Raw genomic sequence first — 25127 nt, forward strand, 5'->3', positions numbered from 1 at the left:
AGCCGCGGGGCTCATCGCGGGACGCGGCGGTCGCCAGCCAGACTGGATCCGCCGATCGTGAACATAAACACGCGCCGCACGTACGGCGCCAAGGGAATCAGATGAAAGCACTTGCCGCGATCTCCGTCGCCGCCGCCCTGCTGGGCACCACCGCGACGGCCCATGCCGAAGGTCCCAGCCGCCTGGACAAGATCCGGGAAACCGGCGTCATCACGATCGGCCACCCCGAGACCTCGGTGCCGTTTGCGTATCTGGACGGCAATCAGAAGCCGATCGGCTACACGGTCGAGATCTGCCAGGAAGTCGCCAAGTACGTGCAGGAAGCGCTGAAGCTGCCCAAGCTGGAAGTCCGCTACAACCCGACGACGTCGGCCACGCGCATTCCGCTGCTGGCCAACGGCACGATCGACCTGGAATGCGGCAACACCACCAATAACGAAGCCCGCCACAAGCTGGTGTCCTTCGCGCCCACGACCTTCGTGGCGCAGGTGGTGCTGGTGGCGCGCAAGGACGGCGGCGTGGACCCCAATGACCTGTCCTCGTTCCGCGGCAAGACCATCGCGGCGCAGGCCGGCGGCCAGACGTTCAAGCTGATCTCGCAACTGAATGCGCAGGGCAACCTGGGCATCTCGATGGCGCCCACCAAGGACACCGCCGAGACCATCCTGATGGTGGAATCGGGCCGCGCCGCGGGTTCGGCCAACGACGACGGCATCGCCTACGGCGCCGTGGCCTCGTCCAAGAACCCGGACGCCTTCGTGATCGGCAAGAAGGGCCTGGAAATGGCGCCCTACGGCATCATGCAGCCCAAGGACGATCCCAAGTTCAAGAAGGTGGTTGATGACGCGGTGCTGGATCTGATGAAGACCGGCAAGGTTGCGGCGCTGTACGACAAGTATTTCAACGCGCCGATCCCGCCCAAGCAGATCAACCTGAAGTACCCCATGAGCGACGCCCTGAAGCGCGCCCTGGCCAACCCCACCGACTCGGGCGATCCCAAGGCCTACGAGTAAGCCGCATGCCGCGGGGCGCAACGCGTCCCCGCGGCGCATGAAGCAAGGACGCCGGCCGGGGCCGGCGTTGCAATCAAGGGCGAGGGCATGAATTACAACTGGAGTTGGAGCGTCTTCCTGGAGATGTCGCCGGACGGCGTGCACACCTTCCTGGAAACGATCCTGATCGGCGTGGGCTGGACGCTCGCGCTGGCATTGACGGCCTGGGTTTTCTCTTTGCTGCTGGGATCCTGGCTGGGCGTGATGCGCACGGTGCAGTCGCGCCTGATGAACGCCATCGGCGCGACCTATGTAGAGCTGTTCCGCAACATCCCGCTGCTGGTGCAGATGTTCCTGTGGTATTTCGTGCTGCCCGAATTGCTGCCCCATGCCTGGGGCCTGGCGATGAAGCAGATGCCGCAGCCGTGGGGGCAGTTCGTGCCCGCGGTGCTGTGCCTGGGCTTTTACGGATCGGCGCGTGTGGCCGAGCAATTGCGCGCCGGCATCCAGTCGCTGCCGCGCGGGCAGTTTCAGGCGGGGACCGCGCTGGGACTGACCGAGGGCCAGGTCTACCGCTACATCATCCTGCCCGAGGCCTATCGCATCGTGCTGCCGCCGCTGACCTCGGAGTTCATGGGCACGATCAAGTATTCGTCGGTGGCGCTGACCATCGGCCTGTTGGAATTGACGGGCCAGGCGCGATCCATGGCGGAATTCAGCTTTCACATCTTCGAGGCGTTTTCGGCCGCGACGGTGATCTACCTGATTCTGAACGGCATCGTCGTGCTGGGGATGCGCACGCTCGAGCGCCGAGTCGCGGTGCCCGGCCTGATCGGCACGGCCGCGAAGTCGCCTGCGGGATTGGGGCGCTGACATGGGCAAATTCGATTTCGATGTGATCTGGGGCTCGCTGCCGTACCTGTTCCAGACCGGCATGACCTTCACGCTGACGCTGACGGTGCTGGCGGCGGTGATGGGCCTGGCGCTGGGCACGATCCTGGCGATGATGCGGTTGTCGCGCTACAAGATCCTGTCGGTGCCGGCGGGCATCTACGTGAGCGTCATGCGTTCGATCCCGCTGCTGCTGGTGATCTTCTGGTTCTACTTTCTGATGCCGTACATCGCCGCGTGGGTGGTGGGTTCGCCCACGCCGCTGCGCGTGGGGGCGTTCAACTCGGCGGTGATCACGTTCACGCTGTTCGAGGCCGCGTACTTCTGCGAAATCATGCGTGCCGGCATCCAGTCCATCGCGCGCGGCCAGGTATCGGCCAGCATGGCGCTGGGCCTGAATCACTGGCAAGGCATGCGGTACGTCGTGCTGCCGCAGGCGCTGCGCAACATGGTGCCAGCGCTGCTGACGCGCGTCATCATCCTGTTCCAGGACACGTCGCTGGTGTACGTGCTGTCGCTCACCGACTTCCTGGGCGCCGCGTCCAAGATCGGCCAGCGCGACGGCCGGCTGGTCGAACTCTATCTCTTCGTGGCGGTGGTGTATTTCGTGATTTGCTTCACGGCATCGCGTCTGGTCAAGCAGCTTGAAAAGCGTACGCGGGTGCTGCGCTGAGCCGCTTGCCGCAGCAATCACGTTATCCACAGGTTCAACGATGCAATCCTCTTCCAATCCCCCGATGATCGAGATCCGGCAGGTCAGCAAATGGTACGGCGACTTCCAGGTGCTGGACGACTGCTCCACCACCGTGCGCCGCGGTGAAGTCGTGGTGGTGTGCGGCCCGTCCGGGTCGGGCAAGTCCACGCTGATCAAGACCGTCAATGCGCTCGAGCCCTTTCAGAAAGGCGAGATCGTGGTCAACGGCGTGTCGGTGGGCGATCCGCGCACCAACCTGCCCAAGCTGCGCGCAGTCGCCGGCATGGTGTTCCAGCACTTCGAGCTGTTCCCGCACCTGTCCGTGACCGAGAACCTGTGCCTGGGGCAGATCAAGGTGCTCAAGCGCGGCAAGGACGAAGCGCGGCAGCGCGCGCTTGCGCTGCTTGAGCGCGTGGGCCTGTCGGCGCACAAGGACAAGCATCCCGGCGAACTGTCGGGCGGCCAGCAGCAGCGCGTGGCGATCGCCCGGGCGCTGTCGATGGACCCGGTCGTGATGCTGTTCGATGAGCCCACGTCGGCACTGGACCCGGAGATGGTCAACGAGGTGCTGGACGTGATGACCGACCTGGCGGGCGAAGGCATGACCATGATGGTGGTGACCCACGAGATGGGATTCGCGCGCCGCGTCGCCGACCGTGTGATCTTCATGGACGGCGGCAAGATTGTCGAGGACTGCCAGAAAGAGCAGTTCTTCGGCAATGTCGAGGAGCGTGCCCCGCGCACGCGCCAGTTTCTTTCCAAAATTTTGCAGCACTGAAAGCCATGACCCAGCGGACCCCCGCCGAACCTCCCCCACTCCGCGTCGACCTGCGCAGCGATACGGTCACGCACCCGACCGCGGCCATGTACGAGCGCATGCGCACCGCGCCGATCGGCGATGACGGCCTGGACGGCGATCCCACTGTGCGCGAGCTGGAAGCGACTGTCGCGGCCAGCCTGGGCAAGGAGGCGGGCCTCTTCGTGCCGAGCTGCACGATGGCCAACCTGCTGGCCGTGCTGGCGCAAACGCAGCGCAGCGAACAGGTGGCGCTGGAAGCGACTGCCCACATGTACACGTCGGAACGCGGCGCGGCCACGTTCACGGGCCTGTTCTACCAAGGCCTGCCCGGCGCCGAAGGCGCGATGGACCTGAACCGGCTCGAAGACGCGCTGATGGCAGGCGGGCACCGCCTCAAGACTGCGCTGGTGGCGATGGAGACGTCGCACAACAACGCGGGCGGCGCAGTGCTGCCGCTGGACCACATGCAGGCCGTGCACGGCATGGCGCGCGCAGCCGGCGTGCCGGTGCACCTGGATGGTGCGCGGCTGTTCAACGCGGCGGTGGCGCTGGGCGTGCCGGCCATGGACATCACGCAATACACGGATACGGTGTCGCTGTGCCTGTCCAAGGGCTTGAGCGCGCCGGTGGGCGCGGTGCTGACGGGCAGCCAGGCCGTGATCGCCAAGTCGCGCACGCTGCGCCGCATGCTGGGCGGCACGCAGCGCCAATCCGGCATCATGGCCGCCGCGGGCCTGGAAGGCGTGCAGCACATGAGCGCGCGGCTGGGCGAGGACCACGTGCGGGCGCGCCGGTTGAGCGACGGCATCAACACGCTGGCGCCCACGCTGACCGCGACCGTGCCGCAAACCAACATCGTGCAGGTCGAGACCGCCGACACCGGCATGACCAATGCCGAATGGGTCGCGGCCCTGCAGGCGCGAGGCGTGCTGACGCGTCCGTGGGGCCGTACGCGGCTGCGCTGCGTCACGCATCGGCACATCGGCGACGACGATATCGATATGGCCGTCAAGGCGTTTTCCGCGGTGCTGAACGCGCGCTGATTCAGCCGATTTTGGGGTGGGCGATGCGATAATGCCCGCCATGTCCACCCCCACTCATCTTTCCCGGAAAGACTATTTCTGCGCCCTCGCGGTGGTGGTCATCTGGGGCCTGAATTTTGTCGTCATGAAGGTCGGCATGCGGGGCTTGTCTCCGATGATGCTCGGCGCGTTGCGATTCGCGCTGGCGGCCTTCCCGCTCATTCTCTTTGTGCGCATGCCGCGGCTGCCGTGGCACTGGGTCGCGGCCTACGGGCTGGTCCAGGGGCTGGGCCAGTTCGGCCTGCTGTTCACCGCGCTCAAGTTCGGCATGCCGGCCGGCATGGCATCGCTTGTCATCCAGACCCAGGCTTTCTTTACGCTGCTGCTCGCCGCGCCGGTGCTGCATGAGCGCGCGCGGCGGCATCACTGGATCGGACTGGGCGTCGCCGCGATGGGCCTTGCGGTCATCGCGGGGGCGCGCGGCGACGGGCCGGGGCAGATGACGATGCTGGGCTTTGTCCTGACGCTGGGGGCGGCATTCATGTGGGCGGTGTCCAACATGATCGTGCGGCTGGCCAGCCGCAAGGCGCCCGGCTACGACCCCTTCGCGTTCATTGCCTGGAGCAGCGCCGCCCCGGTGCTGCCCTTCCTGGCGCTGGCCGTGTTGATCGACGGCTGGGAACCGGTCGTGGGCATGATCACCGGCATGGGCTGGGGCGAGGCATTGTCGGTGCTGTACCTGGCGGTGCTGGCGACCCTGGTTGCCTACACGCTGTGGACGCAGTTGTTGTCGCGCCATCCCGCGGCCAAAGTCGCGCCGTTCTCGTTGCTGGTGCCGGTGGTGGGGCTGTGGGCGGCGTCGATGGCGTTCGGCGAGCGGCTGCAGCCGCTGCAATGGGTGGGCGCCGGGTGCGTGCTGGCCGGGCTGGTCATCAACCAGGTCGGCGCCCGCTGGTTGCGCACACGCTAGCGCCGGTCAGCCTTTACGCTACCGGGCCCTCGTCCGCCCGGCCTACAGCGTGCCGGCGAGGGCCCGCGGCCCTCAAAGTTGCTCGAAGCGGATGTAACGCTTATCGGTGTACTCCCGGCGCGTGATGATTTCCTGCACCGACGCGCCCGGCGGTCCGCGGCGCAGCCATTCCAGCATGTGATCGACCTGGTCGGGCGTGCCCTGCACCAGCGCTTCGACCGTGCCGTCCAGCATGTTCTGCACCCAGCCCTTCGCGCCAAGCATGTGAGCGCGCCGCACCGTGGCGTGCCGGTAGCCCACGCCTTGCACCGTGCCGCTGACGGTGACGTGGACGGTTTCGATCTGGGTATCGGGCTTAGGGTCTTGCATGGGTTTTTCCTTCGGATGATGCGCCGCCACGCGCGACTGGCGTAGGCGGAACCGGCTACGGCGGATGGTCTATAGGCCCGGCAGGCTTCGAAGCGATACGTTAGAGCCCATGTCAAAACGTGCCAGCTTAGAAATACCCATTACCAGAGCTTGGAGAAGCCATTATGGAAGAGACCAGTTTGTTGTCGGAAGCCGAGACAGCGCGCTACAGGGATCAGGGATACCTGGCCTTGAAGGACATGTGCCCTCAGGACGAGGTCGGCTACATCCGCAGGACGCTGCTGGACTTGTTCTCGAATAAGACGGGTTACAACGAGGGCGCGCAATACGACTTTGTCAGCCGCGACGACCCGAGCAAGCCCGCGAAGTTTCCGAGTCTGCACGATCCGCGACATTATGCCCCGGGCCTGCTGAAGACGGTGTACCACGAACGCACGCTGGAACTGGCGCGGCAGCTGCTGGGCCCGCAGGCCGCGCTGTATGGCGAGCACGCGTTGCTCAAGCCCGGCCCGCACGGTCCGGAAACGCCATGGCACCAGGACGAAGCCTTCCGGTCGCCGGACTTTGTCTACAACGAACTGAGCATCTGGCTGGCGCTGCAGCCGGCCACCGTCGAGAACGGCTGCATGCAGTTCCTGCCGGGCTCGAACAAGTGGGACGTGCTGGAGCACCGTTCCCCGGGCGGCGACAAGACGCTGCATCCGCTGGAATGCTGCGGCGATTTCCCGCGCGAACAGGCGGTGGCCGAGCCCCTTGATCCGGGCGGCATCACTGTCCACGATGCGCGCACGCTGCACTTCACGGGACCGAACACGTCGCAGACGCCGCGGCTGGCGTACATCCTGATCTACAACACGCCGCCGGTGTACAAGCCGGGCCGCCGGGAATTCCCGTGGCTGGAAGGCCGCTGGACCGACAGCCAGACCCGCAAGAAGCAATGGCACAAGCGTGGCGGGTTGGCGGTGGACGTGATGCGCCGGCTGCCGGGCGCGCGGCTGACCAGCCCGCGCTGGGTGGCGTGGGCAACGATACGCGCGGTCAGCAAGGTGTGGCCGCGCTAGGGCTGGGCGTGCAGGGGCCATAGAGCCTTTGCGCAGGGGGGCGAACGGGGCCGGCAAGCGACGCTTGCCGGCCTCGGCGCGTATACTGGGCGGCGCCGCGCGGGTCATCAAGCCTGGCGCGGCGGCAAGGCTGCCCCACGGCTGGCGGCCCGAAAGCACAAGAAAATGAGTCGCAGCTGGCGCACCCCTATCACTCCACAGACACTCCATGACCGCTAACCTTTCTACGATCACCTGCATCGAAGATTTGCGCGTCGTCGCGCAGAAGCGCGTACCGCGCATGTTCTACGACTACGCCGATTCCGGCGCCTGGACCGAAGGCACCTATCGCGCGAATGAAAGCGACTTTCATCGGATCAAGCTGCGCCAGCGCGTGGCGGTCAACATGGAAGGCCGGTCGCTGCGCACCACCATGGTGGGCCAGGACGTGGTCATGCCGCTGGCGATTTCGCCCACGGGCCTGACCGGCATGCAGCATGCCGACGGCGAGATCCTGGCCGCCAAGGCCGCCGCCGATTTCGGCGTGCCGTTCACGCTGTCCACGATGAGCATCTGCTCGCTGGAAGACGTGGCGCAGGCCACCGGCAAGCCCTTCTGGTTCCAGCTCTACGTCATGCGCGACCGCGAGTTCGTGGGCAACCTGATCGACCGCGCCAAGGCCGCCGGCTGCTCGGCGCTGGTGCTGACGCTGGACCTGCAGATCCTGGGCCAGCGCCACAAGGACATCAAGAACGGCCTGTCGACGCCGCCCAAGCCCACGCTGCGCAACCTCATCAACCTGGCGACCAAGCCGCGCTGGTGCATGGGCATGCTGGGCACCAAGCGCCGCACCTTCGGCAACATCGTCGGGCACGCCAAGGGCGTGAGCGACCTGTCGTCGCTGTCGTCGTGGACGGCCGAGCAGTTCGATCCCCGCCTGAGCTGGGACGACGTGGAATGGATCAAGCAGCGCTGGGGCGGCAAGCTCATCATCAAGGGCATTCTGGATGTCGAGGACGCGCAGCTCGCCGCCAACAGCGGCGCCGACGCGCTCATCGTCAGCAACCACGGCGGCCGCCAGCTTGACGGCGCCATGTCGTCCATCGCGGCCCTGCCGGGAATTGCCGATGCCGTGGGTTCGAAGATCGAGGTGTGGATGGACGGCGGCATCCGCTCCGGCCAGGACATCCTGAAGGCCGTGGCGCTGGGCGCGCGCGGCACGATGATCGGCCGCGCCTTCCTGTACGGGCTGGGCGCGTATGGCCAGGCCGGCGTCACCCGCACGCTGGAGATCCTGTACAAGGAAATGGACACGACGATGGCGCTGTGCGGCCGCCGCACGATCGAGCCGGGCGACCGCAGCATCCTGCTGCCGGGCACGTATCCGACCTGATCGCCTGCCCGCAATGAAAAGGCCCGGACCTTGTCGTGTCCGGGTTTTTTTTTGTGCGGACGCGGCGCACCGGGCCTCGGCTACGCCCCGTTGCCCGTGCCCAGAAACTGGCTGGGCCTGCGCAGCGCGGGGTCGAAAGGATTGATCTGCGCGCCCACCGCGTCGGCCTCGCGGCGCAGCATTTCCACGATCAGCGGCAGGCGTTCATCGCTGATGCGTTCGATGGGCGCCGCCACGCTCAGCGCCGCCACCGTGACGCCGTTGGGATCGTAGACCGGCACCGCCAGCCCCGCGATGTTGGGGAACACGCCCTGCCCCTGGCTGCGCGCGTAGCGCAGTTCAAGGCATTCCTTGATGCGCACGCGCATCGAGATCTCGTCCACGAAGCCCAGGTGATGCAGGCGCGGAATGTTGAAGCGCATGACCTCTTCGCGCTCGGCTTCCGGCAGGCTGGCCAGCAGCACCAGGCCACCTTGTCCCATGCCCAGCGGCACGCGGCCCCCGATGTCGCCGGTATGCGAGCGCACCGGAAAGGCGCCGTCCACGCGGTCGACGCAGACCGCATCAAAGCCGCTGCGCACCAGCAGAAAAATGGTGTCGTTGAGCATGCCGGACAGACGCAGCATGGCGGGCCGGTAGAGGGTGCGCAGGCTGGACTGATGGTTGCCCGCCGCGGCCGCCAGCGAAAAGAAGGCGACGCTGAGCTGATAGCCCTTGCTTTGAGCCGGCTGTTCCACCACGCCCTCCTGCATCAGGCCTTGCAGCACCCGGTGCACCGTGGCTTGCGCCTGGCCCGTGCGGGCGGCGATATCGGTCAGGCGCAGCTTTTCCCCTTTGGCGTCGGCCAGCACGCGCAGCACGGCAAAGGCCCGCTGCAATACGCCCTGGCCCGCAGAATCCTCCGGCGTTTCTGATTTCTTCATTCTTGGGTTCCGATAATCAAAATAGTCTGGCGTATTTTTATCAAGAAATTCAGTCTACCGGAAATAACGAATAAAAAATTCGATTCTTCGGAAAACCCTAATTGACCCTCGGTTTTGGCGGCTCCTAGACTGCGCCATCACTTAGGCAGCCTGGGCGGCACTTTTTCCACCCGGCGGCGCAGGGCCCGGACGGGCCACGGGGTTTGGAACATGGCATTTCTGCGGCTGGACAACGTCTCCAAGAACTACGGCGATCTGCGTGTCGTCTCGGACTTCTGCCTATCGGTCGACAAGGGCGAGTTCGTCTCGCTGCTGGGCCCCTCCGGCTGCGGCAAGACCACCACACTGCAGATGATTGCCGGCTTTGCCGACGTGACCTGCGGCACCATCACGCTGGACGGCCGCGACATCACGCACGCCAAGCCCAACACGCGCGGCCTGGGCATCGTGTTCCAGAGCTATGCGCTGTTCCCGCACCTGATCGTGGCCGACAATGTCGCCTTCGGCCTGAAGATGCGCAAGGTCGAACGCGCCGAACGGCAGGACCGTGTGCGCGAGGCGTTGGCCCTGGTCAAGCTGGACAAGCATGCCGACCGCTTCCCGCGCGAACTGTCGGGCGGCCAGCGGCAACGCGTGGCGCTGGCCCGGGCGCTGGTGATCCGTCCGCCGGTGCTGCTGCTGGACGAACCCCTGTCCAACCTGGATGCCAAGCTGCGCGAGGACATGCAGTTCGAGCTGCGCAGCATCCAGCGCAAGATCGGCACCACCACCGTCATGGTCACGCACGATCAGGCCGAGGCCCTGTCCATCAGCGATCGCGTCGTCGTCATGCAGGACGGCCGGGCCACGCAGGTGGACGCCCCCTACCGCATGTATGAACATCCGCAGACCGAGTTCATCTCGCGCTTTGTCGGCAAGACCAATCTGCTGCCCGGCCGCGTGACGCGCTGCGGCGCGCAGGCTGAAGTGCAGACCGGCGCACTGAGCCTTTTGGTCGACGGCGAAGGCCTGCGCCACGGCGACAGCGTGCAGCTGTCGCTGCGCCCGGAAAAGCTGGTGCCCGTGCCGTCTGGCCAGGGCAAACTCGCCTGTGTCGTCAACACGCGTTACTTCCTGGGCAGCCAGTGGATGTACGACCTGGATTCGCCCGTGGGGGCGCTGACCATCCTGACGCCCAACGATGGCCGCCGCCCGCATGACGACGGCGAACAGATCGGGCTGGACTGGGCGGACGGCGTGCTGCGCGTGCTGCGCGCGCCTGCTGCCGCGGCGGCGGACTGATATGGCGACGCTGACGCAACGCGGCGCCGCCGCCAACCCGCCCAAGCCGCGCAACGACGGGATGCTGGCCATCCTGGGATCGATTCCGCTGGCCCTCGTGTTTCTGACGCTGGTGCTCACGCCGCTGGCGTTGACCTTTGCCCTGTCCTTCCGGCCGTTCGATTACGCCACCGGCATCCAGCCGGGCCACACGTTCGAACACTACCTGGCCGTGGTGACGGACGGCTACTTCATCGAGATCTTCTGGCGCACCTTCTGGATCGCCGGCGTCACGACGCTGATCTGCGTGCTGATCGGCGCGCCCGAGGCCTACATTCTGTCGCGCATGCGCAAGCCCTGGCGCTCGATCTTCCTGTTGGTGGTGCTGTCTCCGCTGCTGATCTCGCTGGTGGTGCGCGCGTTCGGCTGGAGCATGCTGCTGGGCCCAAGCGGGCCGCTGGGCAAGGCGGCCGCCGCGCTGGGCCTGGGATCGCTGCTGTACACGCCCACCGCCGTCATTATCGGCCTCGTGCACGTCATGCTGCCCTTCATGGTGATCCCGGTCTGGACATCGCTGCAGAAGCTGGATCCCACCGTCGAGCACGCCGCGCTGTCGCTGAACGCCTCGCGCTTTCAGACGCTCTCGCGCATCGTACTGCCGCAGGCCATGCCGGGCATCCTGTCCGGCAGCCTCATCGTGTTCGGCCTGTCGGCCAGCTCGTTTGCCATCCCCGCGCTGCTGGGCGGACGGCGCTTAAAGATGGTGGCCACGGTCGTGTACGACGAGTTCCTGACCGAGCTGAACTGGCCGCTGGGCGCGGCGATCGCGATTGTGCTGCTGATCGTCAACGTGATCGTCATGATGGCGTACAACCGCGTCGTCGAACGCTCTTACCGCCGCAGCCTGGGCTGAGCCGCGCAAGGAATCGAACATGCAGAAGAACGGTCCTTTCGCGCTGGCGTTCAACTTTCTGGTAGTGGCGTTCGTACTGGCGCCGCTGGTCATCGTGTGCCTGGTGGCGTTCACGCCCGATTCGACGCTGACCGTGCCCACGACCAGCTTCTCGCTGCGGTGGTTTTATGCGGTCTTCGACCATCCCAACTTCATGCAGGCGTTCAAGAACAGCCTGTGGTTGGCGTTCCTGTCGGCCAGCATCGCCGTGTGCCTGGCGGTGCCCGCCGCCATCGCCATCACGCGCTACCGCTTTCCGGGGCGCGACGTGCTCAACGGCCTGTTCCTGTCGCCGCTGATGATTCCGCATCTGGTGCTGGGTGTGGCGCTCTTGCGCTTCTTTGCGCTGATGGGCATGGCCGGCAGCTTTCCGTGGCTGGTGGCCAGCCACGTCGTCGTCATCACGCCTTACGTGATGCGCCTGGTGATCGGCGCGCTGGTGGGTTTTGACCGGTCCATCGAACACGCGGCGCTGTCGCTCGGCGCCAGCCGTGCGACGGTGTTCTTCACCGTCACCTTGCCGCTCATCATTCCCGGCGTGTCCGGCGGCTGGCTGCTGGCGTTCATCAACAGCTTCGACGAACTGACGATGTCGGTGTTCATCACCGCGCCGTCGACCATCACGCTGCCGGTGCGCATGTACATGTACGCCACGGAATCCATCGACCCGATGATGGCCGCCGTGTCGGCGCTGGTGATCGCGCTGACCGCGGTGACGATGCTGCTGCTGGACCGCGTGTATGGCCTGGACCGCGTCCTGGTGGGCCAGAAATGAATTCACTGCCGACAGCCGCAAAGGAGCCGCGCGCGCCATGGCAATCCTGAAACGCCTGGCCGAAACCGGCCGGCCCGCGTTGACCTTCACCTTCGACGGACAGACGTGCACGGCACTGGCCGGCGACACGGTCCTGACCGCCGTGCTGACGCAGGCCGAACGCCTGCGCACCTCGGAATTCGGCGGTGGTCCGCGCGCCGGCTTCTGCATGATGGGCGCGTGCCAGGACTGCTGGGTGCAGCTTGAAACCGGCGAGCGTGTGCGCGCCTGTTCCACGTACATCGAGCCCGGCATGCGGCTGCAGAGCGCCGCGCTGGCGCCCGCTGCCGCGCCCGGCACACTGGCCGCCGCCTCTGCCCCAGGGATGCTGATGGCCGCTGCCTGGCCCGAGGACGACGCATCATGAGCATCGTCATGCCCGTGATCGTGGGCGCCGGCCCTGCCGGTATCCGCGCGGCCCAGACGCTCGCCGCGCAGGGCCTGCGGCCCGTGATCCTGGACGAAGGGCTGCGCCCCGGCGGCCAGATCTACCGCCAGCCGCCGCCCGGCTTCTCGCGTCCCAAGTCCGCGCTGTACGGCTTTGAACACCGCAAGGCTGACGCCGTGCACCGCACCATGCAGGACCTGCAGGGCAGCGTCGAATATCGCCCCGGGTGCCTGGTCTGGAACGCCGAGGGCAAGACGCTGGACGTGCTGCGCGACGGCGTCAGCACGGCGGTGCCCTACACGCATCTGATTCTTGCGACCGGGGCGACCGACCGCGTGCTGCCGTTTCCCGGCTGGTTGACGCCCGGTGTCTACACGCTGGGCGGATCGCAGGTCGCGTTGAAGCACCAGGGCTGCGCCATCGGATCGCGCGTGGCGTTCCTTGGCACGGGCCCATTGCTGTATCTGGTGGCATACCAATACGCCAAGGCCGGCGCACAGGTTGCCGCCGTGCTGGACACGTCGCGATTTGCGGACCGCGTCGCGGCGCTACCCGGCATGTTGCGCGCACCCGCGCTGCTGGCCAAAGGCCTCTATTACATGGCCTGGCTGCGCGCGCACGGCGTGCCGCTGCGCAGCGGCGTACGCCCTGTCGCCGTGCAGGGCGGCGATCGCGTCACGGGCCTGTCGTACACCCGGAACGGACGGACGCATACGCTGGACTGCGACGCTGTCGGCTTCGGCCTGTCGCTGCGTTCCGAAACCCAGCTCGCCAGCCTGATCGGCTGCGACTTCGAATTCAACGAACGCGACCGCAACTGGATCCCACGGCGCGACGCCGCCGGACGCAGCAGCTTGGCGGGCGTTTACGTCGCGGGCGACGGCGCGGGCATTGCCGGGGCCGATGCAGCGGAACTCGCCGGCGAACGCGCCGCGCTGGCGCTGCTTGAAGACACGGGACACCCGCACGCCGCACGCCGCGCGCGGATACTGGAATCGCAACTCGCGGCAAACAGCCGCGTGCGCGACGCGCTGGAACGCGCGTTTCCGTTTCCCGAGGACTGGGCCAGCATCGCCGACGACACCGTCGTCTGCCGCTGCGAGGAAGTCACCGCCGGCACCATCCGCCAGGCCGCGCGCGACAACGGCGTGCAAGAGATGAATCGCCTGAAGGCGCTGACCCGCGTCGGCATGGGACGCTGCCAGGGCCGCATGTGCGGCGTGGCCGGCGCAGAGGTCCTGGCGCATGCCGTCGGCTGCGCGCCGCAGGCGGTAGGACGGCTGCGCAACCAGCCGCCGGTCAAGCCCATTCCGGTCAGCGTCGTCTGCCTGGAACGGCCCGCGAAAAAGGCCGCCTGATGGAACGCATCGACACCGAAGTCGCGATCATCGGCGGTGGCATCGTCGGCGGCAGCGCCGCGCTCTTCCTGCGCCGGCTAGGCGTGCCCGTCGTGCTGCTGGAAGCCGCGCTGTGCGGCGCCAAGGCCAGCGGCGTCAACTACGGCGGCGTGCGCCGGCAGGGACGCGGCATCGAACAGCTGCCGCTCGCGCGGCGCGCGCACGAACTGTGGGGCCAACTGGCCGCGCTGATCGGCATCGACGGCGAATACGTGCGTTCCGGCCACCTCAAACTGGCCACCTCCGACGCCGATCTGGCGCTGCTCGAAGCCTACCGCGACAATACGCGCGGCTTCGGCATGGACCTTGAAATCCTGGACCGCCGCGCGCTCGCCCAGCGCTTCGGCTGGCTGGGCGAAAGCGTGGTCGGCGGCTCGTTCTGCCCGCTGGACGGCCACGCCAATCCGCGGCTCGTGTCCCCCGCCTTCGGACGTGCCGCCGCCGCGCTGGGCGCCGACGTGCGCGAAGGCGTGCGCGTCACCTCCGCCACGCACGACGGCACGCGCTTCATTGTGCGCGCCGGCGACACGCTCGAAGTGCGATCGCGCTACCTCTTGAACTGCGCCGGCGCCTGGGCCGGCCGCTTTGCCGAAGGCTTCGGCGAGCCGGTTCCCGAAACGTCCATCCACCCCCTGATGATGGTGACCGAGCCCCTGCCGCTGTTCATGAACGTCAGCCTCGGCATGCAGGGCGGCGGCATCTACGCACGGCAGGTCGCGCGCGGCAACTGCGTCATCGGCGGCGGACGCGGCGTCTCCGCCGACCCCGACTACGCACGCCCCGGCCGCGCCAACCTCGGCGCGCTCATGACCAACGCCGTCAAGCTCCTGCCCGTGCTGCGCGGCGCCCAGGTCATCCGCTTCTGGACCGGCGTCGAAGGCAACATGCCCGACCACAATCCCGTGCTCGGCCCCAGCGCCACCGTGCCCGGCCTCTTTCACGCCTTCGGCCTGTCCGGCGCGGGCTTTCAGATCGGCCCCGCCATCGGCGAAGTGCTGGCCGACCTGGTCGTGCACGGCCGATCCTCCATCCCTATCGATGCCTTCCGCATTGAACGGTACGCGCCCGCCGCTCACGGCGCCGCGGCCCGGCCTGATCGTCTTCGTGAGCAAACGCTGGAGTCACCATGATGCAAAAGAAACAGGGCGCGCAGCGCCTGAACAAGGGGAAACGGTTGCTAGGCGCGGCGATGCTGGCATTGCTGTCCGCCGGCGCCATGGCGCAGCAGAAAACGTTGTACGTCGGCATGAACGGCGGCGACATGGAACGCGCCTTCACCCAGCACGTCTTCCCGGACTTTGAAAAGGCCAACAACGTCAAGATCGTCGTCGTGCCCGGCACCTCGACCGACGTCCTCGCCAAGGCCCAGGCCTACAAAGACAAGCCCCAGATGCACGTCATGTTCCTGGACGACGGCATCATGGCCCGCGCCATTTCCATGGGCCTGTGCGAACAGCTCAACGACGACCCTGTCCTCAAAGAGCTGTATCCCACCGCCCTGATGAAAGACCGCATGGCCGCCGGCATCGACATCGGCATGACCGGCCTCGGCTACAACACCCGCCTCTTCCAGAAAAACGGCTGGACCCCGCCCACCTCGTGGCTCGACCTGGCCGACCCCAAGTACAAAGGCAAGGTCGTCTTCCAGTCCGCCTCCGGCAGCACCTTCGGCCTGCACGGCTTCCTGATGTTCAATCGCATCGAAGGCGGCAACGACCAGAACTACGAGCCCGGCTTCAAGAAGTGGCCCTCAACCATCGGCCCCAACGTCCTCGAGTACATCCCCAACTCCGCCAAGCTCGCCGAGATGATCCAGTCCGACGAGGCCGCCATCTTCCCGCTCACCCCCACCGCCATCGCCCGCTTGAAGAAGCGCGACATCCCGGTGGAATACGCCCAGCCCAAGGAAGGCTCCGTCATCCTCATGGTCGGCGAATGCGTCATCGCCAAGAACAGCGAACCCGAACTCGCGCAAAAGCTCGCGCTGTACCTCTTGTCCGCCAAGGCCCAGGCCAAGGCGCTGGAAATGGGCGGCCACTTCCCGTCCAACAAGAACGTCCAGGCCCCCGCCGACAACGCCGAGTCCCTCAAGCGCTTCCAAGGCTACATGGCCAACGCTAAGATTCTGGACTGGGACCAGATCAACGCGGCCCGGCCCGCGTTCAACGCCCGCTGGAACCGCACGGTCGAACGTTGACGACACCGCGCGGCGCTCCCTGTGGACAACCCGCAGGCGCGCCGCGCCGGGTCTATGCAACCGGTTTAAGCCCTCGGCCTAAGCCCGGGCATACACGCCCGCAACACCAGCAAGGACAAGCATGCGCCTCATCATCAATTCCGGCGGCCCCCAGGCGATCGAAGAATGGCGCACGCAATTCCGCATCTTCGCGCCAGACCTGGACGTCGTCAGCTGGCACGAAGACCCCGACCCTGCCACCATCGACTACGCCCTGGTCTGGGCCCCGGACGCCGGCCGCCTCGCCACCTTCCCCAACCTGAAACTCATCATCAGCGCTGGCGCCGGCGTCGACCACATCCTCGCCGACCCCACCCTGCCGCGCCACCAGCCCATCGCCCGCATGGTCACCGCGCGCACGCAGACCGAGATGGCCGAGTACGTGCTCACCAGCGCCCTGATGATCACGCGCAACGTCAAACGCATCACCGACAACCAGTCCCGCCGCCACTGGGAGATTTTCGACTCCCTCCGCGTGGCCGCAGACGTACGCGTCGGCATCATGGGCCTGGGGCATCTGGGCGTTGCCTCAGCCCAACTCCTGTCACGCGCAGGCTTTCCCGTCAGCGGCTGGTCCCGCGGCGCCAGCCGGCTCCCCGACATGCCTTCCTACGCAGGCCAGGACCAGTTCGCCGACTTTCTCGCCAACACCGACCTCCTCGTCTGCCTCCTGCCCGCCACCGAAACGACGCGCGGCATCCTCAACCGCACGACGCTGTCCCAGCTTCCAAAAGGCGCCAGCCTCATCAACGCCGGCCGCGGCGCCCACATGGTCACCCAGGACATCCTGGATGCGCTGGACAGCGGCCATCTGGATCAAGCCATCCTGGACGTCTTCGAGCAAGAACCCTTGCAAGAAGACTCCCCGCTGTGGACCCACCCAAAAATCACCATAACCCCCCACTGCGCCGCGATCCCCGACCGCAAGGAACGCGCCCGCCACACCGCCCTGCTGATCGCAGCCAATGAGCGCGGCGAGCCCCTACCCAACATCTACGACCCGCAGCGCGGCTATTGACACCTCGCAGCCCACAGCAATCCAGAGCGAAGCGCGCAGCGCCAACGCGTGCCGCAAGACACTGTGTAAGCGCCACCAGGCCGCCCGCGCGGCCGCCGTGGCGCGGGCCCCGCAAGACCTTCCGCCACCTCCCACCGCTTGCCAGAACGCCAAGCAAACAACTCGCCCCAGCAATGCCGGAACCCGAATCACCCGAGCACGGCGTGGCGGTGGCCTTGGGGCGCGGGGCGTGTAGATGCGCCCGAGGGAATCGGAAGGCAGTCGCCGGAGGCGACAACGACGATGACGAAGGGGCAGTCCGGAGCGAAGGCTCCGGACCGCAATCGTAGCCCCGCGTCCCAAGGCCACCGCCGCGCCGTGCGTCAAAAGAAAGCAACCCGCCGCCCAAAAAATCCGCAAAATCTGCAAACCCCCAAAAGCTAAATTGCCCCTACCAAGGAGCAACCCATTGAAACCCGCAACGCGATCCCAACACGCCCAACGCCTGGACCCCGTCCTACGCTGGCTAGCCGCCAACCCAGACGCCCCGCCAGACCTGCACCACCTGGCCGACCTGGCCTGCCTATCCCCTTACCACTTCCACCGCGTCTACCGCGCCATGATGGGAGAAACGGTCAACGCCACCGTCCAGCGCATCCGCATGCACCGCGCGGCCGCCGCCCTGGCCGGCACCGAAACCCCATTGAGAGACATCGCCCAACGCGCCGGATACGAATCCGACGCCGCCTTCAACCGCGCCTTCGGCGCCCTCTTCGGCACCCCGCCGGGCCGGTATCGCGCCGCCCGCTCCCAGTCTTCCACCCCCAAGGAGCTGACCATGTACCCCGTCGTCATCGAGAACTTCCCTGGAACCACCCTGGCCGTCCTGTCCCACCGCGGCAGCTACCAGGACATCGGCCCCGTCTTCTCAAGGGCCTTCATGCTCGCCATCGGCCGCGGCATCGCCACGCCGGACACCATCGGCTACGGCATCTATTTCGATGACCCCGAACAGGTCCCCGAAAGCCAGTTGCGATCGCTTGCCGGCATGCCCGTCGCGCCCGATGCCGACATCGGCCAGGAACTCGAACGCTTCGAAATTCCCGCCGGCCGCTGCGCCATCCTCACGTACACCGGCCCCTACAACGAAATGCGCAAGCCCTACGACTGGCTCTTTGCCGAATGGCTGCCATCCAGCGGCATGGCCCCCGCGAATTTCCCCATGTTCGAGCAATACCTGAACGACCCGCGCACCACCCCGCCCGCGCAATTGCAGACCCGTATCTGCCTGCCGCTTCAATAGCAGACAGCGCATCCCGCTACCCGAGCACGCCTGCCAGATATTGCCGCAGCCAGGCGTGCGCCGGATCGTCCTGATAGCGCTCGTGCCAGTACAACGACACCGCAATCGGCGGCAGCGTCAACGGCACCTTTTGCGACACGATCCGTGCGCTCCCCGCCATCGCCTTCGCAATGCTCCCCGGCATCGTCGCAATCAAATCCGACCCTTCCACGATGAACGGACAAACCAGATAACTGGACAACGTAGCCACGATCTTGCGGCTCCGGTTCTGTCCCATCAGGATGCGATCAATCGCCGTACTGAAATACCGCGTGTGCGCCGCCAGATCCAGATGTCCATAGCTCAAATAAGCGTCCAGATTCCACCGTTTGCGCAAACAAGGATGCCCCTCACGCACGATGCAAACCGCCGGCTCCTGATACAAAAAACGCGTACGCAAATCCGGCGCAGGGTCAGGGAAATACCCCGCGATCAGCTCCACATGATTCGTATCCAGCATGCTCAGCCCATGCTGCGGCCGCGCAGGCACGATCTGCAACTGGAAATGCGGCGCATCCACCGCCAACCGTGGAATCAGCTTCGGCAGCAACGTGTATTGAACATAGTCGGTCGCATACAACGACAACGTGCGCGACGAATGCGCCGGATCGAACGCCTCCCGCGTGCGCGTCGCCCGATGCCAGCCCTCCAGCAGCGGCTTGAAATTCTGGTGCAGCTCCAACGCCCGCAACGTCGGCTGCCACGCCCCGCCCTCGCGCACCAGCAGCGGATCGCCGAACAACTGACGAAGCCGGTTCATCGCCGCGCTCATCGCCGGCTGGCTGATGTTCATCGCCTCCGCCGCGCGCGACACATTGCGGCACGCCATCAGCGCATCGAAATGCACAAGCAGATTCAGGTCCGGGTTCTTCATCGCCGCGCGTCCATAAATGGCATCTATACAAATATAAACCTGTAGGACTGCTGTCATTTCCAAGCCAGGCCTAGCATGACCTCGTTGTTGCAGCGAACCAAGGTCGGACACGCATGATCCGGCCATCACGAAGTTCTATCAACAAGGGGAAACCAAGCCATGAAAACAGGGCTACTACGCAGTTGCTGTCGCATTGCCGCCGGTATCGCGCTCTTTGCGGCCGCCGGGTCCGCCAGCGCCGCCTGGCCGGACAAGGTCATCCGCATCGTCGTGCCGTTCGCGGCCGGCGGATCCACCGATCTGGTCGCGCGCAAGATCGCCGAAGGCCTCGGCCAGCGCCTGAACGCCAACGTCATCGTTGAAAACCGCCCCGGCGCAGGCGGCACCGTCGGCACCGAATTCGTCGCGCGCCAGCCCGCCGACGGCTACACCATCCTCATGGGGTCGGTCAGCACGCACGGCAGCGCGCCCTGCGTCTATTCCAAGCTGCCCTACGACGCCGTCAAGGACTTCACCCCCCTGACGGTCGTCGCCACCATCCCCAACGTCATGTCGGTCAATCAGTCGGTGCCCGCTGCCAATCTGCAGGAGTTCGTCGCCCTCCTGAAGAAAGAGCCCGAAAAGTACTCCTTCGCCTCCAACGGCCAAGGCACGTCCAACCACCTGGCCGCCGAACTCTTCAAGTCCACCGCCGGCGTATCGATGGTGCACGTGCCCTATCGCGGCTCCGGCCCCGCGCTCATCGATCTGGTCGGCGGACAGGTCAACATGATGATGGACGTCGTCATGACCTCGTACCCCTACATCAAGGACGGCAAGATCAAGGCCCTGGCCGTCACATCGCCGCAGCGCTCGCCCATGTTGCCCGACGTGCCCACCGTCGCCGAATCCGGCTACCCCGGCTACGAGGCCATGGTGTGGTTCGGCATGCTGGCGCCCGCCAACATGCCCGAACCGCTGCGCACCAAGCTCACCGACGGCCTCGTGCAGACCCTGCACGCGCCCGCCATGAAGACCTATCTGGAGCAACAGGGCGCGCAGGTGTCGGACGTCGCAGGACCGGCGTTCGGCGCAATGATCAAGGACGAAATCAACAAGTGGTGCCAGGTCGTGAAGAAGGCCGGCATTCGTCTGGACTGACCTTCTTTACTGGAACAATCGATATGTATCGCATAGGGATAGACGTCGGAGGCACGTTTACCGATTTCACGATGATCGACGAGGACGCCGGCGTGGTGCACTTTCACAAAGTGCCTTCCACGCCGCACGATCCCTCCGAGGCCATCGCCACGGGCATCGGCCAGATGCTCGCGGATCACGGGGTCGCGCCATCACAGGTCTCGCATGTCGGCCACGGCACCACGGTGGCCACCAACCTCATCATCGAACGCAAGGGCGCGCGCGTCGGCCTCATCACCACGCGCGGCTTTCGCGATGTGCTGGAGATCGGCCGCCAGACGCGTCCGCACCTGTACGACTACAGCGTCGGCAAACCGCCCGTGGCGGTGCCGCGCGAGTTCCGCGCCGAAGTCGACGAGCGGGTGAACGCAGCGGGCGATGTGCTGACGGCGCTGGACGAGGCGCAGGTGCGCGATGCCGCGCGCCGCTTTGCCAAGGCCGGCATCGAGGCCGTGACGATCTGCTTCCTGCACGCCTACCGCAACCCCGCGCATGAACGGCGCGCGGCGCAGATCGTGCTGGAAGAAATGCCCGACGCCTACATCAGCCAATCGTCCGACGTGCTGCCCGAGTTCCGCGAATACGAGCGCCTGTCCACCACCGTGCTCAACGCCGCGGTCGGACCCAAGATGGCGCGCTATCTGGAACGCTTCCTGAACCGCGTGCGGGAACTGGATATCGGCCATGAGCCGCACACCATTCATTCCAACGGCGGCCTGATGTCGATCGCCACCGTGCGCCAATACCCGGTCCGCACCTGCCTGTCGGGGCCGGCTGCAGGCGTCGTCGGCGCCGCCGCCGTGGGACGCGCCATCGGCAGCCTGAACCTGGTGACGTTCGACGTGGGCGGCACCAGCACGGACGTCTCGCTGGTATGCGAAGGCCGTCCGCTCTTCACGTCGCACCGCCACGTTGCCGGGTATCCGGTCAAGACACCCATGGTCGACATCCACGTCATCGGGGCGGGCGGCGGCAGCATCGCCTGGCTGGACGACGCCGGTGCGCTGAAGGTCGGGCCGCACAGCGCGGGTGCGGTGCCCGGTCCCGTGGGCTACGGCCGCGGCGGCCAGGAGCCGACCATCACGGACGCAGAAATCGCGCTGCAACGGCTCAATCCCGTGGCCCTGTTGAACGGCCGCATGCCGGTGTGTGCGGACGCCGCGCGCGAGGTCATCCGCAGCCGTGTCGCCGAACCGCTGGGGCTGGACATGGAGGCGGCCGCCGAGGGCATCCTGCGCATCGCAGCGGCCAACATGAGCCGCGCGATCCGTGCGGTGTCCACCGAACGCGGCTACGACCTCTCGCGCTTCGCGTTGTATGCGTACGGCGGCGCAGGCCCGCTGCATGCGGTGGAAGTGGCCGAGGAATGCGGCATCCCCGTCGTCATCGTGCCGCAGGAGCCGGGCACGATGTGCGCGCGCGGCATCCTGCTCACCGATATCTCTTTCGACTTCGTGCAAAGCGAGATCTCGCTGGCCGATGCGGACAGCTGGCCCGCGATCTCCACGATCTTCGACGGTCTGCGCACGCAGGCCCAGGACTGGCTGGCATCCGAACGCGTCGATCCGTCGCTGCGCGTGTGCCACAGCGCCATCGACGCGCGTTACGAGGGCCAGAACTTTGAAGTGCAGGTCAGCCTGGACGACACCGGTGCGGGCGGCTACGCGGAATTCGCGCGCCGCTTCGCCGAGGCGCATGAGCGGGAATACGGCTACACCGTCGACGACCGCAAGGTGCAGATCATCAACTGCCGCATGCAGGCCGTGGGACAGGTGGTGAAGGCGCCCCTTGCGCCAAGACACGTGGGCGGCACGTTGCAGGACGCGGCGCGGGGCCAGCGCAAGGCTTACTTCGGTCCGGCGCATGGCTGGCGTGAAACGCCCGTCTATGACCGTGACCGCGTGCCGACCGGCGCGCGCTTCACGGGACCCGCGCTGCTCGAGGAAATGAGCTCGACCACGGTGGTGGGCGTGGGCCACGAGGCCAGCGTCGACGAGTACGGCAACCTGATCATCCGCCTGCAAGGAGGCTCGCATGACCAAGCCTGATTCCGTTCAATCCCGCGCCGCGGACGCCACGCCCACGCTGGCGGATCCCATCGGCATGGAGGTCTTCTGCAACCGCCTGCTGTCCATCACCGAGGACATGAACAACACGTTGGTGCGCGCATCGTTCTCGACCAACATCAAAGAGCGTAAGGACTGCTCGGTGGCGCTGTTCGACGCTGCCGGACGGCTGGTCGCGCAGGGCACGCAGATTCCGCTGCACCTGGGCTCGCTGGACGGCGCCATGCGCTCCATTCTGCGCACGTTCCCGGCTGACCAGATCCGCGACGGCGATGTGTATATCTGCAATGACCCGTACCTGGCGGACGGCAGCCACCTGCCCGACATCAACATCATCACGCCGGTGTTCTGGGACGGCGTGTTGCGCTTCTTCGCGGCCAACATCGCGCACCATTCCGACGTGGGCGGTGCGGTGCCCGGTTCGATCGCAGGTGGCCTGAAATCGATCTTCGAGGAAGGCATCCGCATCCCCGCCTGCCGCATCGCCCGCGCGGGTGAGACCGATGAAGACCTGCTGCGCCTCATCTGCGCCAACACTCGCGATCCGGAAGAGCGCGTGCTCGACCTGCGCGTGCAGATGGCCACCAACCGCCGCGGCGCGGCTGCGGTGCAGGGCCTGATCCGCCAGATGGGACTGGAGGCGGTGCTGCGTTCGGTGGACGACGTTATCGCGTACACGCGCAAACGCCTCTTGAACCGCATCGCCGAGCTGCGCGCTGGCAGCTATACGTTCCGCAGCGATCTGGACGACGACGGCATGGGTGGCGACCCGGTGCCCATCCAGGTGACGCTGACCGTCAGCGCGGACAACCTGCACTTCGACTTCGAAGGGTCGGGCAAACAGGCGCGCGGCGCCATGAACCTGCCCTTCAACGCGTTGCGCGCCTGCGTGTACTACGCGGTCAAAGCGCTGCTGGATCCGGACCTCGCACCCAATGCGGGGTTGTTCGACCCCATCACGTTGTCGGCGCCCGTGGGCACCATTACCAATCCCGAACACCCGGCCGCCGTGGGTGCGCGGTCCATCACCGCACAGAAAGTGGCCGGCGCCATCTTCGGCGCGTTCCGCGGCCTGCTGCCGCCCGAAAAGACGATGGCGTCCAGTAACGACTGCTGCCCCGCCATCGTGTTCTCGGGCCGCTGGCGCGAACGCGCGGGCCATTTCGTGTATCTGGAAACGCTGGGCGGCGGCGCGGGCGCGCGCTTCGATGCGGACGGCATGGACGCGGTGCACGTGCACATGACCAACACGTCGAATCTACCCGTGGAAGCGTTGGAGAACGAGTATCCGCTGCTGATGGACGAGTACGCGATGATCCAGGACTCGGGCGGTGCGGGCCGCACGCGCGGCGGCATGGCCATCGCCAAGCAGATCCGCGCCGTGGGACCGGGCATCGTGTTCTCGGCCCGGTCGGACAGCCACACCGTGGGCGTGGCGGCGGGCGTGGACGGCGGACGTGACGGACGACGCGCGCGGCTGATCCGCAATTTCGGCACGCCGCAACAAGAGGAGCTGTTTTCCAAGACCGCAAACATTGCGCTCGAAGCCGGTGAGAGTGTGCGCATCGAAACGCCTGGCGGCGGCGGTTATGGTGAGCCCTCGGCGCGGCCGCGCGCGCGCGTGGCGCAGGATCTGGCGGACGGCAAGATCAGCGCCGAGACGGCACGCGCGGACTATGGTTTGTCCGCGTGAGCCGCGCTGCGCATCAACAGACGTTGAGCGTCATCGAGTACTTCATCTTGTCGTGCGGAAACGTGGTGATGGTGGCAAGCAGCAGCACGCCGCCATCGCCGTAGTAGCGGCGCGTGATGACGAAGCCCGGCGTGCCGGCGTCGACCAGGAGCTGTTTGGCGATTGCCGCGCCGATGGGCGTTGCGGAGAACTCCTGGTTGACCTCGGTGATGCGGTCACCGAAGTGGTCCTCGATCAGGCGCAGCAGCGAGATCCGCGACTTCACGTCGACCCGCACGTCGGAATGCGCGGGGTCCGCGTAGATCAGCGTGCAGGCGGCGGCGACGTCGGGATCGTCCAGTGTCTTGATGGAGTTGATGTGCAGCCACTGCTGGCCGGGTTCGCAGCCCAGTGTTTCAGCCAGGCGCTTGGTGAGCTTGACGGTGCGCACGTCCTGCACCAGCAGCGCCGCGTTGCGGGCGTACTGCAGCAGGTCGGGGAACTGCGAGATGCGCTGCGTGAAGCGCGTGGTGGCGCGCGCCGTTTCCACGCGTGTGCCCACGCCCGGTCGGCGCGACACCACGCCGGCAACGGTCAGCATGCGGATGGCTTCGCGGATCGTGTGACGGCTGGCGCCGAACTGTTCGCACAGCTCGTGTTCCGTCGGCAGCAGCGTCATCACGGGGTAGCGCCCCGAGCTGATGTCCTGCGACAGCGATTGATAAATGCTCTTGTAGCGCGGTCCGCCCGCCACGTCGGCCGGGAGCGCCGCGCCAGGCCGGCCGCGCGCTTCCCGCTCCCCGCCGGAACTGGCAGCGCGCTCGGAAGATCGGGTCATGAGGGGAGCCTCCTTCATT

Annotated in this window: 24 protein-coding genes; 20 read left to right on the plus strand and 4 right to left on the minus strand. The window is 66.5% G+C overall.

What is annotated here, in order from left to right:
• Positions 1 to 101 precede the first annotated feature (101 nt).
• The 6 genes from B3098_RS12520 (at position 102) to B3098_RS12545 (ending at position 5368) form a co-directional block, all read left to right on the plus strand.
• Positions 102 to 1013, plus strand: coding sequence for an amino acid ABC transporter substrate-binding protein (locus B3098_RS12520; RefSeq protein WP_286896586.1), 912 nt, complete (start codon positions 102 to 104; stop codon positions 1011 to 1013).
• 87 nt (positions 1014 to 1100) lie between these two features.
• The gene (locus B3098_RS12525) at positions 1101 to 1865 is read left to right on the plus strand and encodes an amino acid ABC transporter permease (protein ID WP_175124845.1); all 765 of its coding nucleotides are present in this window, start codon (positions 1101 to 1103) and stop codon (positions 1863 to 1865) included.
• Between the two features lies 1 nt (position 1866).
• The gene (locus tag B3098_RS12530; protein WP_286896590.1) at positions 1867 to 2556 is read left to right on the plus strand and encodes an amino acid ABC transporter permease; all 690 of its coding nucleotides are present in this window, start codon (positions 1867 to 1869) and stop codon (positions 2554 to 2556) included.
• A 64-nt stretch (positions 2557 to 2620) separates the two neighbouring features.
• Positions 2621 to 3355: an amino acid ABC transporter ATP-binding protein gene (locus B3098_RS12535; RefSeq protein WP_056565987.1), complete on the plus strand. Its 735-nt coding sequence runs from the start codon at positions 2621 to 2623 to the stop codon at positions 3353 to 3355.
• 5 nt (positions 3356 to 3360) lie between these two features.
• Positions 3361 to 4419: a threonine aldolase family protein gene (locus B3098_RS12540; protein WP_286896593.1), complete on the plus strand. Its 1059-nt coding sequence runs from the start codon at positions 3361 to 3363 to the stop codon at positions 4417 to 4419.
• A gap of 40 nt (positions 4420 to 4459) precedes the next feature.
• Positions 4460 to 5368, plus strand: a complete 909-nt coding sequence (locus B3098_RS12545) for an EamA family transporter (RefSeq protein WP_175124847.1) — start codon at positions 4460 to 4462, stop codon at positions 5366 to 5368.
• 72 nt (positions 5369 to 5440) lie between these two features.
• On the opposite strand, the gene B3098_RS12550 is transcribed toward B3098_RS12545, so the two are convergent.
• On the minus strand, positions 5441 to 5737 hold the full coding sequence (locus B3098_RS12550) for an acylphosphatase (RefSeq protein WP_279971435.1): 297 nt from the start codon (positions 5735 to 5737) through the stop codon (positions 5441 to 5443).
• Positions 5738 to 5901: 164 nt separating this feature from the next.
• Here B3098_RS12550 and B3098_RS12555 point away from each other — a divergent pair, with 164 nt between their 5' ends.
• Positions 5902 to 6798, plus strand: coding sequence for a phytanoyl-CoA dioxygenase family protein (locus B3098_RS12555; RefSeq protein WP_175124848.1), 897 nt, complete (start codon positions 5902 to 5904; stop codon positions 6796 to 6798).
• A gap of 208 nt (positions 6799 to 7006) precedes the next feature.
• Positions 7007 to 8170, plus strand: coding sequence for an alpha-hydroxy acid oxidase (locus tag B3098_RS12560; RefSeq protein ID WP_105236807.1), 1164 nt, complete (start codon positions 7007 to 7009; stop codon positions 8168 to 8170).
• An 80-nt stretch (positions 8171 to 8250) separates the two neighbouring features.
• On the opposite strand, the gene B3098_RS12565 is transcribed toward B3098_RS12560, so the two are convergent.
• Complete coding sequence (locus tag B3098_RS12565; RefSeq protein WP_279971430.1) at positions 8251 to 9093, minus strand: IclR family transcriptional regulator; 843 nt, start codon at positions 9091 to 9093, stop codon at positions 8251 to 8253.
• A 210-nt stretch (positions 9094 to 9303) separates the two neighbouring features.
• On the opposite strand from B3098_RS12565, the gene B3098_RS12570 reads away from it, so the two are divergent.
• The 9 genes from B3098_RS12570 (at position 9304) to B3098_RS12610 (ending at position 18440) form a co-directional block, all read left to right on the plus strand.
• Complete coding sequence (locus B3098_RS12570; protein WP_286896599.1) at positions 9304 to 10374, plus strand: ABC transporter ATP-binding protein; 1071 nt, start codon at positions 9304 to 9306, stop codon at positions 10372 to 10374.
• 1 nt (position 10375) lies between these two features.
• Positions 10376 to 11266: an ABC transporter permease gene (locus B3098_RS12575; protein WP_286896601.1), complete on the plus strand. Its 891-nt coding sequence runs from the start codon at positions 10376 to 10378 to the stop codon at positions 11264 to 11266.
• 19 nt (positions 11267 to 11285) lie between these two features.
• Entirely contained in the window at positions 11286 to 12080 is a 795-nt protein-coding gene (locus B3098_RS12580; protein WP_062839314.1) for an ABC transporter permease, read from the plus strand.
• A 37-nt stretch (positions 12081 to 12117) separates the two neighbouring features.
• A complete protein-coding gene (locus tag B3098_RS12585; protein ID WP_286896605.1) occupies positions 12118 to 12486 on the plus strand; it encodes a (2Fe-2S)-binding protein in 369 nt (122 codons plus the stop codon).
• Positions 12483 to 13865, plus strand: coding sequence for an NAD(P)/FAD-dependent oxidoreductase (locus B3098_RS12590; protein ID WP_286896608.1), 1383 nt, complete (start codon positions 12483 to 12485; stop codon positions 13863 to 13865). Before B3098_RS12585 ends, B3098_RS12590 begins: the two co-directional genes overlap by 4 nt.
• Entirely contained in the window at positions 13862 to 15034 is a 1173-nt protein-coding gene (locus tag B3098_RS12595) for an NAD(P)/FAD-dependent oxidoreductase (protein ID WP_286897093.1), read from the plus strand. The genes B3098_RS12590 and B3098_RS12595 overlap by 4 nt, the downstream gene beginning before the upstream one ends.
• Positions 15031 to 16101: an ABC transporter substrate-binding protein gene (locus B3098_RS12600; RefSeq protein ID WP_279971421.1), complete on the plus strand. Its 1071-nt coding sequence runs from the start codon at positions 15031 to 15033 to the stop codon at positions 16099 to 16101. The genes B3098_RS12595 and B3098_RS12600 overlap by 4 nt, the downstream gene beginning before the upstream one ends.
• A 121-nt stretch (positions 16102 to 16222) precedes the next feature.
• Entirely contained in the window at positions 16223 to 17158 is a 936-nt protein-coding gene (locus tag B3098_RS12605) for a 2-hydroxyacid dehydrogenase (RefSeq protein ID WP_286896613.1), read from the plus strand.
• A 448-nt stretch (positions 17159 to 17606) separates the two neighbouring features.
• Positions 17607 to 18440 carry an AraC family transcriptional regulator gene (locus tag B3098_RS12610; protein ID WP_286896616.1) on the plus strand — a complete coding sequence of 278 codons (834 nt, stop codon included), beginning with the start codon at positions 17607 to 17609 and terminating at the stop codon, positions 18438 to 18440.
• Between the two features lie 16 nt (positions 18441 to 18456).
• Here B3098_RS12610 and B3098_RS12615 read toward each other — a convergent pair whose 3' ends face one another.
• Positions 18457 to 19353, minus strand: coding sequence for a LysR family transcriptional regulator (locus B3098_RS12615; RefSeq protein WP_286896618.1), 897 nt, complete (start codon positions 19351 to 19353; stop codon positions 18457 to 18459).
• A 159-nt stretch (positions 19354 to 19512) separates the two neighbouring features.
• Here B3098_RS12615 and B3098_RS12620 point away from each other — a divergent pair, with 159 nt between their 5' ends.
• The 3 genes from B3098_RS12620 to B3098_RS12630 are packed head-to-tail and all read left to right on the plus strand — an operon-like array spanning position 19513 to position 24291.
• Entirely contained in the window at positions 19513 to 20493 is a 981-nt protein-coding gene (locus B3098_RS12620) for a Bug family tripartite tricarboxylate transporter substrate binding protein (RefSeq protein ID WP_279971414.1), read from the plus strand.
• Between the two features lie 23 nt (positions 20494 to 20516).
• Complete coding sequence (locus tag B3098_RS12625) at positions 20517 to 22580, plus strand: hydantoinase/oxoprolinase family protein (RefSeq protein WP_286896621.1); 2064 nt, start codon at positions 20517 to 20519, stop codon at positions 22578 to 22580.
• On the plus strand, positions 22567 to 24291 hold the full coding sequence (locus B3098_RS12630) for a hydantoinase B/oxoprolinase family protein (RefSeq protein WP_286896624.1): 1725 nt from the start codon (positions 22567 to 22569) through the stop codon (positions 24289 to 24291). The genes B3098_RS12625 and B3098_RS12630 overlap by 14 nt, the downstream gene beginning before the upstream one ends.
• Positions 24292 to 24304: 13 nt before the next feature.
• On the opposite strand, the gene B3098_RS12635 is transcribed toward B3098_RS12630, so the two are convergent.
• Positions 24305 to 25108: a GntR family transcriptional regulator gene (locus B3098_RS12635; protein ID WP_286896627.1), complete on the minus strand. Its 804-nt coding sequence runs from the start codon at positions 25106 to 25108 to the stop codon at positions 24305 to 24307.
• Between the last annotated feature and the right edge of the window lie 19 nt (positions 25109 to 25127).

The sequence above is a fragment of the Achromobacter sp. UBA2119 genome (assembly GCF_002331005.1).
GTDB lineage: Bacteria > Pseudomonadota > Gammaproteobacteria > Burkholderiales > Burkholderiaceae_B > Achromobacter > Achromobacter animicus.

Bases quoted from the DNA above. Each gene is read 5' to 3' on its own strand.
- B3098_RS12525 (WP_175124845.1), top strand. From the start codon at position 1,101: ATGAATTACAACTGGAGTTGGAGCGTCTTCCTGGAGATGTCGCCGGAC.
- B3098_RS12615 (WP_286896618.1), bottom strand. From the start codon at position 19,353: ATGAAGAACCCGGACCTGAATCTGCTTGTGCATTTCGATGCGCTGATG.
- B3098_RS12560 (WP_105236807.1), top strand. From the start codon at position 7,007: ATGACCGCTAACCTTTCTACGATCACCTGCATCGAAGATTTGCGCGTC.
- B3098_RS12590 (WP_286896608.1), top strand. From the start codon at position 12,483: ATGAGCATCGTCATGCCCGTGATCGTGGGCGCCGGCCCTGCCGGTATC.
- B3098_RS12555 (WP_175124848.1), top strand. From the start codon at position 5,902: ATGGAAGAGACCAGTTTGTTGTCGGAAGCCGAGACAGCGCGCTACAGG.
- B3098_RS12635 (WP_286896627.1), bottom strand. From the start codon at position 25,108: ATGACCCGATCTTCCGAGCGCGCTGCCAGTTCCGGCGGGGAGCGGGAA.
- B3098_RS12620 (WP_279971414.1), top strand. From the start codon at position 19,513: ATGAAAACAGGGCTACTACGCAGTTGCTGTCGCATTGCCGCCGGTATC.
- B3098_RS12550 (WP_279971435.1), bottom strand. From the start codon at position 5,737: ATGCAAGACCCTAAGCCCGATACCCAGATCGAAACCGTCCACGTCACC.
- B3098_RS12565 (WP_279971430.1), bottom strand. From the start codon at position 9,093: ATGAAGAAATCAGAAACGCCGGAGGATTCTGCGGGCCAGGGCGTATTG.
- B3098_RS12630 (WP_286896624.1), top strand. From the start codon at position 22,567: ATGACCAAGCCTGATTCCGTTCAATCCCGCGCCGCGGACGCCACGCCC.
- B3098_RS12575 (WP_286896601.1), top strand. From the start codon at position 10,376: ATGGCGACGCTGACGCAACGCGGCGCCGCCGCCAACCCGCCCAAGCCG.
- B3098_RS12535 (WP_056565987.1), top strand. From the start codon at position 2,621: ATGATCGAGATCCGGCAGGTCAGCAAATGGTACGGCGACTTCCAGGTG.
- B3098_RS12605 (WP_286896613.1), top strand. From the start codon at position 16,223: ATGCGCCTCATCATCAATTCCGGCGGCCCCCAGGCGATCGAAGAATGG.
- B3098_RS12600 (WP_279971421.1), top strand. From the start codon at position 15,031: ATGATGCAAAAGAAACAGGGCGCGCAGCGCCTGAACAAGGGGAAACGG.
- B3098_RS12545 (WP_175124847.1), top strand. From the start codon at position 4,460: ATGTCCACCCCCACTCATCTTTCCCGGAAAGACTATTTCTGCGCCCTC.
- B3098_RS12520 (WP_286896586.1), top strand. From the start codon at position 102: ATGAAAGCACTTGCCGCGATCTCCGTCGCCGCCGCCCTGCTGGGCACC.
- B3098_RS12580 (WP_062839314.1), top strand. From the start codon at position 11,286: ATGCAGAAGAACGGTCCTTTCGCGCTGGCGTTCAACTTTCTGGTAGTG.
- B3098_RS12625 (WP_286896621.1), top strand. From the start codon at position 20,517: ATGTATCGCATAGGGATAGACGTCGGAGGCACGTTTACCGATTTCACG.
- B3098_RS12530 (WP_286896590.1), top strand. From the start codon at position 1,867: ATGGGCAAATTCGATTTCGATGTGATCTGGGGCTCGCTGCCGTACCTG.
- B3098_RS12570 (WP_286896599.1), top strand. From the start codon at position 9,304: ATGGCATTTCTGCGGCTGGACAACGTCTCCAAGAACTACGGCGATCTG.
- B3098_RS12585 (WP_286896605.1), top strand. From the start codon at position 12,118: ATGGCAATCCTGAAACGCCTGGCCGAAACCGGCCGGCCCGCGTTGACC.
- B3098_RS12540 (WP_286896593.1), top strand. From the start codon at position 3,361: ATGACCCAGCGGACCCCCGCCGAACCTCCCCCACTCCGCGTCGACCTG.